The organism is Donghicola sp. XS_ASV15 (assembly GCF_041224595.1).
Lineage (GTDB): Bacteria > Pseudomonadota > Alphaproteobacteria > Rhodobacterales > Rhodobacteraceae > Donghicola.
In genome coordinates, this window is sequence record NZ_JBGFGN010000120.1 from 15,422 (window position 1) to 31,463 (window position 16,042).

15 protein-coding genes and 1 other RNA gene are annotated in these 16,042 nt (G+C 58.1%); 8 read left to right on the forward strand and 8 right to left on the reverse strand.

Annotated elements, in window-relative coordinates; translation table 11 throughout:
- Positions 1–10 precede the first annotated feature (10 nt).
- The 5 genes from AB9K37_RS06770 to AB9K37_RS06790 all read right to left on the reverse strand — a co-directional run bounded on the left by AB9K37_RS06770 (position 11) and on the right by AB9K37_RS06790 (position 6,494).
- On the reverse strand, positions 11–1,603 hold the full coding sequence (locus tag AB9K37_RS06770; protein WP_369836318.1) for an ABC transporter ATP-binding protein: 1,593 nt from the start codon (positions 1,601–1,603) through the stop codon (positions 11–13).
- Positions 1,600–2,709 carry an ABC transporter permease gene (locus AB9K37_RS06775; protein WP_369836321.1) on the reverse strand — a complete coding sequence of 370 codons (1,110 nt, stop codon included), beginning with the start codon at positions 2,707–2,709 and terminating at the stop codon, positions 1,600–1,602. The genes AB9K37_RS06770 and AB9K37_RS06775 overlap by 4 nt, the downstream gene beginning before the upstream one ends.
- Positions 2,709–3,860 carry a microcin C ABC transporter permease YejB gene (locus AB9K37_RS06780; protein WP_369836324.1) on the reverse strand — a complete coding sequence of 384 codons (1,152 nt, stop codon included), beginning with the start codon at positions 3,858–3,860 and terminating at the stop codon, positions 2,709–2,711. Before AB9K37_RS06780 ends, AB9K37_RS06775 begins: the two co-directional genes overlap by 1 nt.
- 24 nt (positions 3,861–3,884) lie before the next feature.
- Entirely contained in the window at positions 3,885–5,810 is a 1,926-nt protein-coding gene (locus tag AB9K37_RS06785) for an extracellular solute-binding protein (protein ID WP_369836326.1), read from the reverse strand.
- 168 nt (positions 5,811–5,978) lie between these two features.
- Positions 5,979–6,494: a cytochrome c family protein gene (locus AB9K37_RS06790; protein ID WP_369836329.1), complete on the reverse strand. Its 516-nt coding sequence runs from the start codon at positions 6,492–6,494 to the stop codon at positions 5,979–5,981.
- A gap of 113 nt (positions 6,495–6,607) precedes the next feature.
- Here AB9K37_RS06790 and AB9K37_RS06795 point away from each other — a divergent pair, with 113 nt between their 5' ends.
- Positions 6,608–7,444, forward strand: a complete 837-nt coding sequence (locus tag AB9K37_RS06795; protein ID WP_369836332.1) for a prephenate dehydratase — start codon at positions 6,608–6,610, stop codon at positions 7,442–7,444.
- Positions 7,445–7,460: 16 nt separating this feature from the next.
- Here the strand turns inward: AB9K37_RS06795 and AB9K37_RS06800 are convergent, their stop codons facing one another.
- The gene (locus tag AB9K37_RS06800; protein WP_369836335.1) at positions 7,461–7,922 is read right to left on the reverse strand and encodes an SRPBCC family protein; all 462 of its coding nucleotides are present in this window, start codon (positions 7,920–7,922) and stop codon (positions 7,461–7,463) included.
- Positions 7,923–7,977: 55 nt separating this feature from the next.
- Positions 7,978–8,946 carry an NAD(+) diphosphatase gene (gene nudC, locus AB9K37_RS06805; protein ID WP_369836338.1) on the reverse strand — a complete coding sequence of 323 codons (969 nt, stop codon included), beginning with the start codon at positions 8,944–8,946 and terminating at the stop codon, positions 7,978–7,980.
- Between the two features lie 143 nt (positions 8,947–9,089).
- Here nudC and AB9K37_RS06810 point away from each other — a divergent pair, with 143 nt between their 5' ends.
- The 7 genes from AB9K37_RS06810 (at position 9,090) to AB9K37_RS06840 (ending at position 15,216) form a co-directional block, all read left to right on the forward strand.
- Positions 9,090–11,066, forward strand: a complete 1,977-nt coding sequence (locus AB9K37_RS06810; protein ID WP_369836340.1) for a bifunctional 2',3'-cyclic-nucleotide 2'-phosphodiesterase/3'-nucleotidase — start codon at positions 9,090–9,092, stop codon at positions 11,064–11,066.
- 68 nt (positions 11,067–11,134) lie between these two features.
- On the forward strand, positions 11,135–11,779 hold the full coding sequence (locus AB9K37_RS06815) for an HAD family hydrolase (RefSeq protein WP_369836342.1): 645 nt from the start codon (positions 11,135–11,137) through the stop codon (positions 11,777–11,779).
- A gap of 44 nt (positions 11,780–11,823) precedes the next feature.
- Positions 11,824–11,922: signal recognition particle sRNA small type (ffs, locus tag AB9K37_RS06820), an RNA gene on the forward strand.
- 165 nt (positions 11,923–12,087) lie between these two features.
- Positions 12,088–13,839: a DNA polymerase III subunit gamma/tau gene (locus AB9K37_RS06825; protein WP_369836345.1), complete on the forward strand. Its 1,752-nt coding sequence runs from the start codon at positions 12,088–12,090 to the stop codon at positions 13,837–13,839.
- 23 nt (positions 13,840–13,862) lie between these two features.
- Entirely contained in the window at positions 13,863–14,207 is a 345-nt protein-coding gene (locus AB9K37_RS06830; RefSeq protein ID WP_072709799.1) for a YbaB/EbfC family nucleoid-associated protein, read from the forward strand.
- A gap of 6 nt (positions 14,208–14,213) precedes the next feature.
- Positions 14,214–14,807, forward strand: a complete 594-nt coding sequence (recR, locus tag AB9K37_RS06835; RefSeq protein ID WP_072709797.1) for a recombination mediator RecR — start codon at positions 14,214–14,216, stop codon at positions 14,805–14,807.
- 67 nt (positions 14,808–14,874) lie between these two features.
- Positions 14,875–15,216: a nuclear transport factor 2 family protein gene (locus tag AB9K37_RS06840; RefSeq protein WP_369836350.1), complete on the forward strand. Its 342-nt coding sequence runs from the start codon at positions 14,875–14,877 to the stop codon at positions 15,214–15,216.
- A 63-nt stretch (positions 15,217–15,279) separates the two neighbouring features.
- Here AB9K37_RS06840 and AB9K37_RS06845 read toward each other — a convergent pair whose 3' ends face one another.
- Positions 15,280–16,041, reverse strand: coding sequence for a DUF1013 domain-containing protein (locus tag AB9K37_RS06845; protein ID WP_293708486.1), 762 nt, complete (start codon positions 16,039–16,041; stop codon positions 15,280–15,282).
- Position 16,042: the final 1 nt, after the last annotated feature.

Genomic DNA, 16,042 nt, shown 5'->3' on the forward strand with positions numbered 1-16,042 from the left:
GCTGCCAGCTTCAAACAGCTTCGGAAAACGCCGCCGCCAGCAGATCGCGCGTATAGGGGGTCTGCGGGTTGGTGAAAACATCTTCGGCAGCACCCGCTTCGATCACATCACCATTCCGCATGACCATCACTTTGTGCGACAGCGCGCGCACCACCCGCAAGTCGTGACTGATAAACAGATAGGCCAGCCCGTACTTCTGTTGCAGGTTCCGCAGGATATCAACGATCTGTACCTGCACTGTCATGTCCAAGGCAGACGTCGGCTCGTCCAGTACCAGTAGCTTGGGCCGCAGAATCATAGCCCGAGCAATCGCAATCCGCTGACGCTGGCCGCCTGAGAATTCGTGCGGATAGCGGTGCATAAAGTCAGGGTTCAGCCCGACCTCAGACATCATCTCTGCCACCAGATCACGCGGGTTCTTGCCCGGATCGACACCGTGCACACCAAGCCCTTCGCTGATCACCTGTTCGCAGGTCATACGCGGGCTCAGGCTGCCATACGGATCCTGAAACACGATCTGCATGTCGCGGCGCAGTTTGCGCAGCTCTTTGGTTTTGTACTTCCGAACGTCTTTGCCATGCAGCCAGATACCACCTTGGCTTTCGATCAGGCGCATAATCGCCAGCGCGGCCGTGGTCTTGCCTGAACCGGATTCGCCCACAATGCCCAAGGTCTCTCCGGCATGTAGGGACAGGGTGGCATCATTGACAGCCTTCACATGGCCAACAGTGCGTTTCAGCAACCCCTGCTGGATCGGAAACCAAACCCTGAGCCCTTCCGTCCGCAAAACCTCGGGCGCATCCCCGGCTAATGGCAAGGCGGTGCCGGTCGGCTCTGCCGCCAGCAGCTTCTGAGTGTAGGGGTGCTGCGGATTGGCGAAAATCTCGGCCGTGGGGCCAGTTTCCACAATTTGCCCGTCCTTCATCACGCAGACGCGGTCGGCAATCCGGCGTACGATGCCCAGATCGTGGGTGATGAACAGCAGGCTCAGGCCTTCTGCCCGCTTCAACTCTGCCAGCAGTTCCAAAATTTGCGCCTGAATGGTGACATCCAGCGCAGTGGTCGGCTCGTCCGCGATCAGAAGATCTGGCTTATTGGCCAGAGCCATCGCAATCATAACGCGCTGCCGCTGCCCCCCCGAGAGCTGGTGCGGATAAGAGCCGAGCCGCTTTTCAGGGTCACGAATGCCCACGCGGTCCAGCAGGTCAATGATCCGATCCCGCGCCTGATTGCCTGAAATCCCTTGGTGTAGGGCCAGACTTTCCCCAAGCTGCTTTTCCAACGTGTGCAGCGGGTTCAAAGAGGTCATCGGCTCTTGGAAGATGAAACTGATGTCGTTGCCGCGGACCTTGCGCAGTTGCGCATCCGACGCCGTGACCATGTCCTGCCCCTGATACCGGACTGCACCAGACACTTCGGCAGCGTCCCCAAGCAGCTGCACCGTCGACAGAGCAGTCACTGATTTGCCAGAGCCGGACTCGCCCACCAGCGCAACAGTTTCGCCCTTGGCCACTGCAAAGGACACGCCTTTGACTGCCTGAATTGATTGACCGTCCTGCCGGAAACTTACTTTGAGGTTATCGACCTCGAGAACATTCGTCATTTGAAGGTTTTCCTCGGGTCAAAGGCATCGCGTATGCCTTCGAAGATAAAGACCAGCAGCGACAGCATGATCGCAAAGGTGAAGAAGGCGGTGAAGCCGAGCCAAGGCGCGTGGAGGTTCTGTTTGGCTTGCAACGTCAACTCGCCCAACGACGGCGCGGACGACGGCAGACCAAAGCCCAGAAAATCCAGCCCCGCCAGCGTGCTGATTGTGCCGGTGATAATAAAGGGCATCATGGTCAGCGTCGCGACCATCGCGTTCGGCAGCATGTGGCGGAACATGATGGTCCAGTTGCTGACCCCCAGCGCCTTGGCCGCGCGAACGTATTCCAGATTACGCGCCCGCAAGAATTCGGCCCGAACCACGCCGACAAGCGAGGTCCAACTGAACAACACGGTGAGCAACACAAGGAGCCAAAAACTGCGCCCCAAGATCGCGAACATGATGATGATGATGTACAAAGACGGGGTCGCACCCCAAATCTCGATCACACGCTGGAAGATCAGATCAAGCCATCCGCCAAAGAAGCCCTGAAGCGCCCCCGCGATGATCCCGATGATCGACGCACACGTGGTGACGATCAGGGTAAAGATAATCGACAGACGGAAACCATAGATCACACGTGCCAACACATCGCGCGTGGTATCATCGGTGCCAAGCCAGTGATCACCATCGGGCGGGCTGGGGGCCGCGCGTCCAATGTCATTCGGTGTATCGTAGCTGTAGGGGATCGGCGGCCAGAGCATCCAGCCGGTCTCGACGGGTTCGCCTTCGACTGTACCGTTTGTCTGCGCCTCTTCCATGTAGCCTTCGGGGTCATCCCAGCAGAACTCGGACCCGCCCGTCGCAATCAAGCACTTTACCTCGACATCGCGGTAGATGGCTTCGGTTTTAAAGTCGCCACCAAAGGCTGTTTCTGGATAGAAGTTAAAGACAGGCGTGTAGAATTCACCGCGATAGTTCACGAGGATCGGTTTGTCGTTCGCCAGAAACTCGGCAAAGAGCGACAGCCCGAACAGAACGCAAAACAGGATTAGCGACCAGAACGCGCGCCCGTTCGCACGGAAGTTCCGCCAACGGCGCTGGTTCAGAGGAGACAGAGCCATCAGCCTTCCCTCCGTTCGAAGTCAATCCGTGGGTCCACGACCACGTACATCAGGTCCGACAGGATGCCGACGACCAAACCGATCAAGCCAAACACGAAAAGCGTGCCAAAGATCACCGGATAATCGCGCGCGACTGCTGCTTCGAACCCCAAGCGGCCCAAGCCATCCAACGAGAACAGCGTTTCGATAATCAGGCTGCCGCCGAAGAACACGCCGATGAACACTGCGGGGAAGCCCGCGATCACAATCAGCATCGCGTTTCGGAAGACGTGACCATAGAGCACTGCCTTTTCTGACAGGCCTTTGGCGCGGGCGGTCATGACGTATTGCTTCTTAATCTCGTCGAGGAAGCTGTTCTTGGTCAGCAATGTCAGCGTTGCGAAGGCCGAAATCGTGCTGGCCAGCACTGGTAGCGCGATGTGCCAGAAGTAGTCGATGATCTTGCCCCCCAGACTCAGGCTATCCCAATTGTCGCTGGTCAGACCGCGCAAGGGGAAGATTTGCCAGTAGGAGCCACCCGCGAACAAAACGATCAACAGGATCGCGAACAAGAAACCGGGGATCGCATAGCCCACGATAATGGCGCTGCTGGTCCAGACGTCGAAACTAGTTCCATCGCGCACCGCCTTGGCGATACCCAGCGGGATCGACACGATGTAGGCGATCAACGTCGACCACAGACCCAGCGAGATCGAGACTGGCATCTTCTCCAGCACGATCGCAAAGACGGGCGAGTCTCGGAAAAAGCTCTCTCCGAAATCAAGGTGCATGTAATTCCACATCATGATGCCAAAGCGCTCGATGATCGGGATGGTCTCTTTGGTGCACTCTTCGGCCTGAATCGAGGGCGTGCCTTCGAAGCCGTCCTCACAGACGATGCGGGCAAACCCGTACTCAACCTCTAGACGGGCAATGAACTCTGGCGGAAGTCCGCGCGCACCAAGATAGCCGCTATCGGTATCACCGCCGACATTGGCATCGTTGCCACCGCCCGCGATACCTTCGAACACGTCGCCTTCGCCTTGGAAGCGCGCGATGGCCTGCTCAACCGGACCGCCCGGGACGAACTGCACCAGTGCGAAGTTGATGATCATGATCCCGATGAGTGTCGGGATCACGAGAAGCAATCGCCTCAGAATATAGGCGCCCATACGGCAAGTCCCCTAACGTCGTCCTTAGCGCAGCACGCCTGCGTCTTTGAGTTTTTCTGCTTTTTCAGCGTCGTACCACCAGAAATCCAGATACCCCAGATCAAAACGAGGCAACTCTTCTGGGTGGCCATACATGTCGTAATACGCGACCCAGTAGACATCGTTGTACCACGTCGGGATCAGGAACCGCTTGGCTCGGAAAACCCGATCCAACGCGCGGGTGGCGGGTTCAATCTCGTCCAGCGTGGTGGCTGCAACAATCTCGTCGATCAGTGCGTCCACACCTGGATCGGCGAGGCCGGCGGGGTTGAACAGGCTGTAAGCTGCATCAGCCGAGCCGAACTGCTGCATCAGACCGGTCGAGGGATGCTCATACATGCCATAAGCGGTGTAGATCATGTCGTAGTCGCGATCGCGACGGCGGTTGGTGAACTGCGCCGGATCAATGCGGTTGTAGGTGGCGTCGATTCCTAGAGCTTTCAGATTCTCGATGAAGGGCAGCACAATGCGGTCAAAGGTTGGGCTGTCTTCAATGATCTCGAGGCTCAGGACCTGACCATCTTTGCGGCGCATCCCGTCGTCTCCGGCAATCCAACCAGCATCTTCGAGCAAGCGTGACGCCTTGCGCAGGTTGCGACGATCCAGCTGGCTGTCACCCGAGGTATGGGGCATGACCGGCTCAGATGTTTGGATACCTTCGGGCAGCAGGTCAGCGTATTTTTCGAGCAAATCTAGCTCGTTGCCTTCGGGCAGACCCTTGGCTGCAACGGGGCTATTTTCCCAGAACGAGGTGCGCTGCTGGAACAGGCCAAACTGCACCTGCTTGTTGGTCCATTCGAAATTGTAGGCTAGCCCGATCGCCTCTCGGATACGGATGTCCTGAAACTTCTCTTTGTCCAGATTGAACACAAAGCCAGCCGCTGCGGGCACGTTGCCATTGGGCAAATCATCTTTGACGACATAGCCGTCATTCAGATTCGGAAAATCATAGGCCGTGGCCCAAGACCGCGAACTGTTCTCTTGGCGGAAGGTGTAGGCGCCTGCCTTGAACCCCTCCATCGCGGCGTTGGAATCGGCGAAGTATTCGACACGGATGCGATCAAAGTTATTGCGCCCCTGATTGATCGGCAGGTCATCACCCCAGTAATCATCACGGCGCTTGTACACAACGCGACGGTTGATGTCGTAGCTTTCCAGCATGTAGGGGCCGGACCCAAGCCCGGTTTCCATGCGGCTTTCATCCAAACGTGCGCCCGTTTCCTCGTACCATTTTTTCGAAAAAACCGGCTGACCACCAACCTGATCAATCAGCGATCGGCGCGGGATGTCTGGGGCAAAGGTGAATTTCACGGTGTAGTCATCAATGACTTCAGCCCCCAACACGCGCTTACCCACGGCTTCGCGGTAGCTTTGCAGGGATTGCTCCATCATCAGGTTGTGGCTGAACACCACGTCATGAGCGGTCACGGGGCTGCCATCCGAAAACTTCGCTTCGGGACGCATATTGAAGATCACCCACGATTTGTCTTCGGGATACTCGAGGCTCTCGGCAAGTAGGCCATAGTAGACCTCTTCTGCATCGGACACCCCGATCAACAACGATTCGAAGGGGATAGACGACAGCGACGCCGCCCGCCCCTTGCGCGAATAGGGATTCATGCTGTCGAACGTGCCGTCCGCGGAAATCGCGATCTCGCCACCGCGCGGGGCGTCGGGGTTCACGTAATCCAGATGTGCGAAATCCTGCGGGTAATTCAGCTCGCCAAAGAACGAGTAGCCGTAGGTTTTGATCGTGTCTCCTTCGGTCTCTTGGGCCTTGACCATCGAGGCGCCGGCCAGCACGGCCAGACCAACCAACCCTCCCCATAGCATCTGACGCATCTGCGGACGCGGATCAGGGCGCACGGCGCTGCGAGCGGCGGCCTGACGGGGACGATGGGGTTGGCGCATAGAAACCTCCTGAAATGTCGCTGTCACGATCATATAGTTCGCAACGCTAAAGCGTGAAGCGACAAAGGTGCAAGTCGAGGATGCGTGAGCGAGCGTGAACAACAGCTTAAAACGAAAAAGGGCTGCCCACGTGGACAGCCCTTTAGAATATCAAATTCAGGATAAACCTTAGTTGCTGACGCTCTGGAGGTAAGCAACGAGGTGAGCGCGGTCCTCAACCTTGCGCAGGCCAGCAAAGCCCATCGATGTGCCGGGCGCTGCGCCCTTGGGGTTTTCCAAGAATACGTTCAGGTTCTCGGGGCTCCAGACATCACCAACCGCGCTCAGTGCGCCAGAGTAGTTGAAACCAGCGACGCTACCGATGGCACGATCAATCACACCGTTCAGGTGCGGGCCGGTTGCATCTTCGCCGTCAACTTTGTGGCATGCTGCGCACTTCTTGAACACGCGTTCGCCTTTGCCCGCATCTGCGCTGGCAAGCAGGGTTGCAAAATCAGGGCCTTCTTCTTCCTCTGCTGCACCGCCTGCATCCGCAACTTCGATGACATAGCCCTGTGCGTGCTCGTCACCGTGGCCTCCGCCCATCGCGTAAACTTCTTCAGCAACCCACTTGCCGAGAAGGAAAATCAGAAAGGCGCCACAAAATCCGCCCAGAACCTTGGTGAAGGTCATCGTATCAAGCATGGCTCGCGTCTCACTTCGTTAGCTGTTGCGGCTTCATATGCGCTTCCCCCCAATGGACGCAAGGTGTAGTTACCGCGACCAAACGCCCGATTTGGCAGAAATGGACGAAAAACATGGTAAAACGCATCGCTTTCCAGGGGGAACTAGGCGCTTATTCCCATCAGGCATGCCGTGAAGCACGACCAAATGATGAAGTAATGCCCTGCGCAACGTTTGAAGATGCGATCACTGCCGTAAAATCGGGCGAAGCCGACCTCGCCATGCTGCCCGTCGAGAATTCGACCTATGGCCGAGTCGCCGATATCCACTACCTGCTGCCCGAATCCGGCCTGCATATCGTCGACGAAGCCTTCGTGCGCGTCCGAATCACCCTGCTCGGGACCAAGGGCACCAAGCTAGCGCAGGTGAAATCCGCGATGTCCCACTCGATGCTGCTGGGGCAATGCCGGTCATTCCTGACAGAACATGGCATTCAGCGTATCACCGGCGCCGACACTGCGGGGTCAGCCCGAGAAATCGCAGAGCGCAATGACCCCGAACAAGCAGCGCTGGCTAGCGAACTTGCTGGTGAGATCTATGGTCTGGATGTTTTGGCCAAGGACATTGAAGACGAGGGCACCAATACCACGCGCTTCCTGCTCATGCGCCCCGCGATTGACCTGACTCGCCGCGGCTCGGGCAAGATGATGACCACCTTTGTTTTCCGCGTCCGCAACATCCCCGCCGCTCTGTACAAAGCGATGGGCGGGTTCGCGACCAATGGCGTCAACATGACCAAGCTGGAAAGCTATATGGTGGGCGGCCATTTCACCGCGACCCAATTCTACGCGGATATCGAGGGCCACCCCGAAGACGACAACGTACGTCTCGCGCTCGAAGAACTGAGCTACTTCACCGATCATCTGAAAATTCTGGGGGTCTACCCCGCGTCGCCGCGCCGCGACGGCTAAGAAAGCGCGCCGCGCCCTAGCGCGCGGCGGATTTTTCCATTTCGCGGGCAAATTCACTGACCCGCTTCTTGAACTTCTTATTCAGCTTCTGCTTTCCCAGCTTGAACGACTGAATCAGCAGACGCGCTGGCAGACTGCGCGGTTTGAGTTCCAGTTCCAGCTGTAGTCGTGTACGCTTCTTAGAAAGCGGGGTCAGATCCACAGTCAGATGGTGCAGCATACCGCCGGATTTCCCCTCAAACATCATGCCATTAGGGGGATCGTAGCTGATCATCTGTGCGTCCAGATGACGTTCCTTGCCCCGCAGCACAAAGTCCATTTCCCACTGCATCCCGGCGCGGGCCTCGGCATGATTGTCGAGACGACGAATCTTGACCCCACGGCGCAGAGCCGCACGCTCGAATTGATCGAGGTCGCTGACCTGCTCGAATACCTTGTCGAGGGGCAGATCGATGTCTTCTCGTGTGCTGAACTTCATGCTTCCATCAATTCCGTATTTTCAAAGAAACTCAATCTATCTTTCAACGAATCCGTCAATCCAACTGGTCAGAAAGCCACTTCTGCAACAGGAACTGGGCAATCGCTCCCTTGCGCGCCGGCTTTAACGTCGGGTGCTGCCCAACAAAGGCTTTGGCAACCTCTTCGCGGGTGAACCACACCGCATCTTCCAACTCTGCGGGATCAAGCTTGATCTCTTTGGTCAGAGCTTCGCCACGGAACCCCGTCATCAAACTGGCCGGAAAGGCCCAAGGCTGACTTGCCAGATATTCGACGCGCCCGACTTTAATGCCCGCCTCTTCCATCACCTCGCGGCGGACGGCGGCCTCAAGCGTTTCGCCGGGCTCAACAAACCCAGCGAGCAGCGAATACATCCCCTCGGGCCAGCCCGGCGATCGCCCCAGAAGCACCGAATTGCCATGGGTAATCAACATGATCACAACAGGGTCGGTTCGCGGGAAATGCTGAGACTTGCATGCGTCACAGCTGCGCTGCCAACCGCCCTGCCCGATCTCGCTCTGTGCCCCGCAGCAGGCACAGAAACCGTGACGGCGGTGCCACTCGACCATCGCTCGCAAGGTCGCCGCCAACTCGGCGTCCCGCGCGGTCAAGCGGGTCATGATCATTCTCAACTCGGCAAAGACCTGATCACTCCGCAGCGTCGGATGGCTCTGTTGTGTGGTGTCGACGAATCCGCCCAATTCAGAACCATCCAGCCCCTCGGGCCAGTACTCCTTGAGCCAGTGACCGAACACAGGCCCACGCTCTTCCATGCCCAGAAAAAGGGCGTCCGTCTCGCATTCCGCTAAAATCGGGTGATCATGCGACAGGCGAACCAGACTGTCCATTTCATCGCCCTTGACCAAGGGCTTGCCTTGCCACAAAACGATATGCGTCCCGCTCGGGTCCTGCCGCAACTCCGCCAGAGCACTGACATCGCTACGCAAATGGGCCGCGCGATCTAGATCAGAGCCTCCGAATGTTACTGTCTCTGCGTCGCGCATTGCCGGTTCCTATTTTAATCTTCCAGCTTCATGCCACGCGGATGCACGCGCAGCAACGGCCTCTCTGCAGAAATGCTTATCGTCATGCACGCGTCATAGTTGCACTCTACCTGAATACCGGGAATGGATGGGAGTATGATGAAATGGTCGTTTCGAAATACAGAATTACACGTCGCAACTTTCTGGCAAGTACTGCAGCAGGCGCAGCGATGATCGTTCTGCATCCTTTTTCCGCACGCGCCGCTGCCAATCAGGCGCACCTACGGATCATGGAAACAACGGATCTGCACGTGCATGTGTTTCCCTATGATTACTACGCGGACAGGCCCATTGATACGGTCGGCCTCGCCCGCACTGCCTCTTACATAAAAGACATCCGTTCCGAGGCAACGAACAGCTTGCTTGTCGACAATGGGGATTTTCTACAAGGCAACCCTATGGGCGATTACATCGCTTATGAACGGGGCATGAAAGATGGGGATATGCACCCCGTCATCACAGCGATGAACACGCTGGGATTCGATGCTTCGACCTTGGGTAACCACGAATTCAATTATGGCCTCAGCTTCCTGATGAAATCACTGGCCGGTGCCAATTTCCCCGTCGTCTCGGCCAATGTGGCGACGAAATTAGGTGCCAACCCGACTCAGGACGAAACACTGTTGAAGCCGTATGTTCTGCTGGACCGGACGATCACCGACGGAGCGGGTGAGTCGCACAAGATCAAGATCGGCCTGATCGGCTTTGTCCCGCCGCAGATCATGAACTGGGATTCGAAGCATCTGGTCGGCAATGTCGAAGCCCGCGACATTCTGGAAACAGCCGAAGCCTATGTCCCCGAGATGAAAGAACAGGGCGCGGATATTGTGATTGCACTGTCCCACTCGGGCATCGGATCAGCCCAGCGAACTGACGGGATGGAGAACGCCTCGGTCCCGCTGGCCGAAATCGACGGAATCGACGCGTTGATGACCGGCCACAGCCACCTCGTATTCCCCAGCCCGACCTACGAAGGATATGCTGGTGTGGACGCCGAGGCTGGCACAATCCACGGCAAGCCCGCCGTCATGGGCGGGTTCTGGGGCAGCCATATGGGCTTGATCGACCTGATGCTGGAACGCGAAGGCGGCGAATGGCGCGTTGTAACCCACTCTGCCACCGTGCGTCCGATCTACGAACGCGGCGAAGACCGCAGCATCACTCCGCTGGTCGAAAGCGACGACGCCGTGCTCGCGTCTGTCCGCCAAGAGCATAACGAAACGCTTGAATATGTTCGCCGCGCCGTGGGCAAAACCAGCGCGCCGCTTTACAGCTATTTCGCTTTGGTTGCCGACGATCCGTCCGTCCAAATCGTGTCCAATGCGCAGATGTGGTATATTGAACAGATGCTCGCAGACACCGAGTACGCGGGGCTACCATTGCTCTCGGCTGCGGCACCGTTCAAGGCGGGGGGCCGCGGCGGTCCTGACTACTACACCGACGTGCCGGTCGGCGATGTGGCGATCAAGAACGTGGCGGACCTGTATCTCTACCCCAACACGATTCGGGCCGTGAAAATCTCTGGTGCACAGCTGAAAGACTGGTTGGAACGCTCTGCCGGTATGTTCAACCAGATCACCGCAGGTGAACAGGACCAGACCCTGCTGAACCCCGACTTCCCCAGCTACAACTTCGACGTCATTGACGGGGTAACCTATCAGATCGACCTAACCCAGCCCTCGAAGTTTGGCCCGAAGGGTGAAGACCTGAACCCAGAAGCGAACCGTATCGTGAACCTCTCATACGACGGCGCACCTGTTGATCCTGATCAGGAATTTATCGTCGCGACAAACAACTACCGCGCCAGCGGCGGTGGTGACTTCCCCGGAGCCAAGGGCGATACCATCATCTTCGAAGGGCCCGACACCAACCGCGATATCCTTGTCCGCTATATCGTCGATCAGGGTACGATCAACCCAACTGCCGACAACAACTGGTCATTTGCACCGGTGCCCGACACGACTGTGCTGTTCGAAACCGGCCCCAAAGCCAAAGCACATCTAGCGGACATCGCAGCCTTGGACATCACTGAGGCGGGCGAAGGCGACGAAGGCTTCACGCTCTTCCGCATCGCTCTCTAAGCTGATAGCGATAACCCGAAAGAGGGGCGGCCTTCGCGGGTCGCCCTTTTGGTTGTCAGGAGAGCGCGATGAAGTTTGACGCGGTTATTTTTGATCTCGACGGGACGCTGATCGACACAGAGGCTCTGGGCTGGCAAGCTGGACGTCGGGCCTTTGCCGAGCAAGGCATTGATCTGGAAGAAGACCTGTTCCACCAACTTGTCGGCCGCGACAAGCAAACCGGCGGCGCCATCATTCGCGCGCGATATGACCATGTGGATATGGCGCAGATCGAACGGCGCTGGGCCGAGATTGTCGGAGAGCTGTATGCGACAGACGGCATCCCTCATAAGCCGGGCCTCTTGGACGCGCTGGCGGCGGTCGATGCGGCGGGCCTGCCCAAAGCGATCTGCACCTCGTCCCAGCAGGGTGAGGCGGAACTCAAGATGACCGCGACCGGACTTCATGACCACTTCGACGTGGTGGTGACTGTCGCCCATGTCGAAAACGCAAAACCGGCGCCCGAGCCTTATTTGTTGGCCGCGCAACAACTGGGAGTTGCGCCCGGCCGTGCGCTTGCATTCGAAGATTCGGAGACCGGTGCGCAAGCGGCGTTCGCCGCAGGTTTGACGGTGGTTCAAGTGCCGGACGTCATCCCATCGTCACGCCGATTTGCACATTTCGTAGCCGACGACCTGATTGCGGGACTGAAATGGGCGGGGATCATCGGATAATCCGCCCCCTTGCATTCTGTTTTCGAACGCCCTAAATGACGCCTTGAGAGGTTGGCGCGGGCGAGCGCCTCGCCAACCCGGTCAGGTCCGGAAGGAAGCAGCCGCAACGAGCCCCGCTTGGGTCGCTGTTCAACCTCTCACCTTATTCCTCGACATCTTGATTTCGTGGAACCCACGCCAGTGGGGGCTTTGCCCCCGCCGCGCTGGTGCGCCTCTCCCCCAGAGTATTTTTGCCAAAGTGAAAGCGGCGGCGCTGGACCTTTGACAGGGTGAGCCTTAGGTTTGGCGCGGAAGAATTGGGAGGCCCCATGAGCGAGACCGGACAGACTGCCTATCAGGTGCTGGCGCGGAAATACCGCCCCGAAACCTTTGCCGATCTGGTCGGTCAGGACGCGATGGTGCGCACGCTGAAGAACGCCTTTGCTGCGGACCGTATTGCGCAGGCCTTCATCATGACCGGTATTCGCGGGACCGGTAAGACGACCACCGCGCGGATAATAGCCAAGGGCATGAACTGCATCGGGCCGGACGGAAACGGCGGGCCGACGACCGAGCCTTGTGGTCAGTGCGAGCACTGCACCGCGATCATGGAAGGGCGTCACGTGGACGTCATGGAGATGGACGCGGCTTCGCGCACCGGTGTGGGCGACATTCGCGAAATCATCGATTCTGTGCATTATCGGGCAGCTTCGGCGCGGTACAAAATCTACATCATCGACGAAGTTCACATGCTGTCGAACAGCGCGTTCAACGCGCTGCTCAAGACGCTGGAGGAGCCTCCGGCCCATGTGAAGTTCATCTTTGCGACGACAGAGATCCGCAAGGTGCCTGTGACGGTGTTGTCACGGTGTCAGCGGTTCGACCTGCGCCGGATCGAGCCCGAGGTAATGATCGCACTTTTGCGCAAAATCGCGGGCGCCGAACGGGCAGAGATTTCCGATGATGCCTTGGCGTTGATCACCCGCGCTGCCGAGGGTTCAGCACGTGATGCGACTTCGCTGCTAGATCAGGCGATCAGCCATGGGGCGGGTGAGACCACCGCAGATCAAGTGCGTGCGATGCTGGGCCTGGCGGATCGTAGCCGCGTGATGGATCTGTTCGAGATGGTCATGGGCGGGGACGCCGCCGGAGCACTAACCGAACTGGGCTTGCAATACGCGGATGGGGCCGATCCCTTGGCCGTTCTGCGCGATATGGCCGAGATCACCCACTGGATCAGCGTTGTGAAGATCACGCCTGATGCCGCCGAAGATCCAACCATCAGCCCGGATGAACGCCGTCGGGGTGTTGATCTGGCGAACCGTTTGCCGATCCGGTCTATGACCCGAATGTGGCAGATGCTGCTCAAGGCGCTTGAGGAAGTTAGCGCCGCGCCCAACGCCATGATGGCCGCCGAGATGGCAATCATTCGCTTGACCCATGTGGCAGAGCTGCCAAGCCCAGAGGAGTTGGTACGTAAGCTGCAGCAAGACCCGCCCCGCGGCCCCGCGCCGAACGGAGGCCCCGCTGGCGGCGGAGGCAACGTAGCAGCCCGCGGCTCTATGCCCACGCCAACCCATACTGGTCCAAGTGGTCCTGTGGCCCGTGGCGGCGCGCAGCCGGTGACCGCGCAGGCGAACCCGCTGGCCACCTATGCGACATTTGAGAACGTTCTGGACCTGATCCGCACCCATCGCGACGTAAAACTCTTGATCGAAGTTGAGAATTACTTCCGGCTCGCGAAATACAGTCCCGGTCGCATCGAGTGCGAAGTCACGGACCAGGCACCGCGTGATCTGGCGCAGCGCCTTGGGTCGCGATTGCAGGCATGGACTGGTGCGCGATGGGCCGTGATTGTGGTAGGCTCTGGCGGCGGCAAGACGATTGCCGAAGTGCGCGACGCCGAAGCCTTGGCCCTGCGACAGGAGGCCGAGGCACACCCGATGTTCGCGGCTGTGCGCGCCCTGTTCCCCAAGGCGCAGATCACAGAGATCCGCACGCAGGCTGAGCAGCAAGCCGAAGCGATGTCAGAGGCTCTGCCCGAAGTCGAAGATGAATGGGATCCTTTCGAGGATCAGTAACCACCCGAAACAGGAGAGACCCGATGTTCAAAGGTTTGGGCGCCATGGGCGACATGGCCAAGATGATGAAAACTGCCAAGGACATGCAGACCCGCATGACCGATCTGCAGGAAGAAATGAACGACATGACCGTCACCGGCGAAGCTGGGGCGGGTCTGGTCAAGGCGACCGCCAACGCCAAGGGCAAGGTGAAGTCGCTGGATATTGATCCTTCGATCTTTAGTGCCGAGGACAAAGAAGTGGTCGAGGACCTGATCCTTGCCGCGATCTCGAACGCACAGGACAAGGCACAAGAAAAGGCTGCAGAAGAGATGCAGAAGCTGGCTGCCGAAATGGGCCTGCCTGCGGACATGAAGCTGCCCTTCTAATCGCATATGAGCAGCACGCGCGATATCGACAAACTGATCGAGATGATGGCCCGCCTGCCAGGTTTGGGGCCTCGCTCGGCGCGGCGTGCTGTGCTGCAAATGATCCGCAAGCGGGGACAGCTCTTGTCCCCGCTCGCAGAACAGATGGCCAAGGTCGCGGCAACCGCACGCGAATGTCTGAACTGCGGAAATATCGGGACAGAGGACATCTGCGACATCTGCCGCTCTGAAAAGCGCGCAACCGGCGAGATTTGCGTCGTCCAAGACGTCAGTGATCTGTGGGCGATGGAACGCGGCGCGGTTTTTGGCGGGCGGTACCATGTGCTTGGCGGTACGCTATCGGCACTTGATGATATCGGCCCAGAAGATATCCGCATTCCGCAGCTGGTCGCGCGCATTGAAAACGAACAGATTTCCGAGGTTATTCTGGCGCTGAACGCAACTGTAGACGGGCAAACCACCGCTCACTACATCGCGGACCAGCTGGATGGCCGCGTGCGCATAACTTCGCTTGCCCAAGGCGTCCCGATCGGCGGAGAACTGGATTATCTGGACGACGGCACAATTTCTGCCGCTCTGAAAGCACGTAGATCAATTTAAATTTAATAACTTGGAACTATCTAAGCTTCATCGGGTTAAAAGCCCGGAATTTACTGAGGCAATTATAATGAATATTGAGCAAGCCCGCTGGCAGGACGAACAAAGGTTCTGGCTCGAAGGACCTGCGTTCTACAATGACAAAATCGCTGAGGACGCAGTCATGGTGCTGCCGAAGCCAACCGGCATTCTTTGCGGCAAAAAAATCCTGAATGTGATTGAAAAAGGTCCGCGCTGGGAAACAGTCGCGTTCGAGGATGAGATTGCGATGCGCCACGGATCGTCTTTTGTTCTGGCCTACGAGGCCCACGCCAAACGCGGCAACGACACCTACCGCGCGCTGTGCAGTTCAACCTACTGCGAAGCAGACGAAGGCTGGCAATTGATCGCACACAATCAGGTGCCTGTCTGACCCACCCGTCTGAACGCAAAAAACCCGGCGCTAGGCCGGGTTTTTCGTGAACGGTATTCAAACTTATTTATCGTCGTCTTCGTCGTCGCTCGAGTTCGGCAAGTTGAAGAAGCTGTCCGCATCGCGGGTGTCGTCGAATTTGTCTGCCTCTTCTTCCTGATCGTTCGAGTCCGATCCGAAGCTAAAGGTTTCCAAACCTTCGATCGCGGTGGGGATACGAGGCTCGGCTGAGTCCATGGACAGGCTTGCTTCGGTGCTGACCAGCGCGCGACGCTCGTCGTCCGACATCACGCCTTCGGCGCGACGTTTCTCGGCTGCTTTCTGAACGGCAAGGTCCAGCTCCGACTGCTTACACAGGCCCAATGCGACGGGGTCGATCGGGTTGATGTTTGCGATGTTCCAGTGGGTGCGCTCGCGGATCGCTGCGATGGTCGGTTTGGTGGTGCCGACCAGCTTGGCGATCTGGCTGTCTGCCAGTTCGGGGTGGAACTTGACGAGCCATAGGATCGACGCCGGACGGTCCTGACGCTTGGACAGCGGGGTGTAGCGCGGGCCGCGGCGCTTTTCTTCGCCTTGGGCAGCTTTGTTGAACTTGAGCTTCAACTTGTGCATCGGATTGTTTTCCGCGCGCTTGATCTCTTCGGCGTCCAACTGGTTGTTCGCGACGGGATCAAACCCACGCACCGAACCGGCCACATCGCCGTCGGCGATCCCCTGAATTTCCAGCTCGTGCATGCCGACGAAATCAGCGATCTGCTTGAACGACAGAGTGGTGTTGTCAACGAGCCATACAGCCGTTGCCTTCGCCATGATCGGTTTGCCCATG

Coding starts and splice junctions, on each gene's coding strand:
- AB9K37_RS06770 (WP_369836318.1), bottom strand. CDS start 1,603: ATGACGAATGTTCTCGAGGTCGATAACCTCAAAGTAAGTTTCCGGCAG.
- AB9K37_RS06775 (WP_369836321.1), bottom strand. CDS start 2,709: ATGGCTCTGTCTCCTCTGAACCAGCGCCGTTGGCGGAACTTCCGTGCG.
- AB9K37_RS06780 (WP_369836324.1), bottom strand. CDS start 3,860: ATGGGCGCCTATATTCTGAGGCGATTGCTTCTCGTGATCCCGACACTC.
- AB9K37_RS06785 (WP_369836326.1), bottom strand. CDS start 5,810: ATGCGCCAACCCCATCGTCCCCGTCAGGCCGCCGCTCGCAGCGCCGTG.
- AB9K37_RS06790 (WP_369836329.1), bottom strand. CDS start 6,494: ATGCTTGATACGATGACCTTCACCAAGGTTCTGGGCGGATTTTGTGGC.
- AB9K37_RS06795 (WP_369836332.1), top strand. CDS start 6,608: ATGGTAAAACGCATCGCTTTCCAGGGGGAACTAGGCGCTTATTCCCAT.
- AB9K37_RS06800 (WP_369836335.1), bottom strand. CDS start 7,922: ATGAAGTTCAGCACACGAGAAGACATCGATCTGCCCCTCGACAAGGTA.
- nudC (WP_369836338.1), bottom strand. CDS start 8,946: ATGCGCGACGCAGAGACAGTAACATTCGGAGGCTCTGATCTAGATCGC.
- AB9K37_RS06810 (WP_369836340.1), top strand. CDS start 9,090: ATGGTCGTTTCGAAATACAGAATTACACGTCGCAACTTTCTGGCAAGT.
- AB9K37_RS06815 (WP_369836342.1), top strand. CDS start 11,135: ATGAAGTTTGACGCGGTTATTTTTGATCTCGACGGGACGCTGATCGAC.
- AB9K37_RS06825 (WP_369836345.1), top strand. CDS start 12,088: ATGAGCGAGACCGGACAGACTGCCTATCAGGTGCTGGCGCGGAAATAC.
- AB9K37_RS06830 (WP_072709799.1), top strand. CDS start 13,863: ATGTTCAAAGGTTTGGGCGCCATGGGCGACATGGCCAAGATGATGAAA.
- recR (WP_072709797.1), top strand. CDS start 14,214: ATGAGCAGCACGCGCGATATCGACAAACTGATCGAGATGATGGCCCGC.
- AB9K37_RS06840 (WP_369836350.1), top strand. CDS start 14,875: ATGAATATTGAGCAAGCCCGCTGGCAGGACGAACAAAGGTTCTGGCTC.
- AB9K37_RS06845 (WP_293708486.1), bottom strand. CDS start 16,041: ATGGGCAAACCGATCATGGCGAAGGCAACGGCTGTATGGCTCGTTGAC.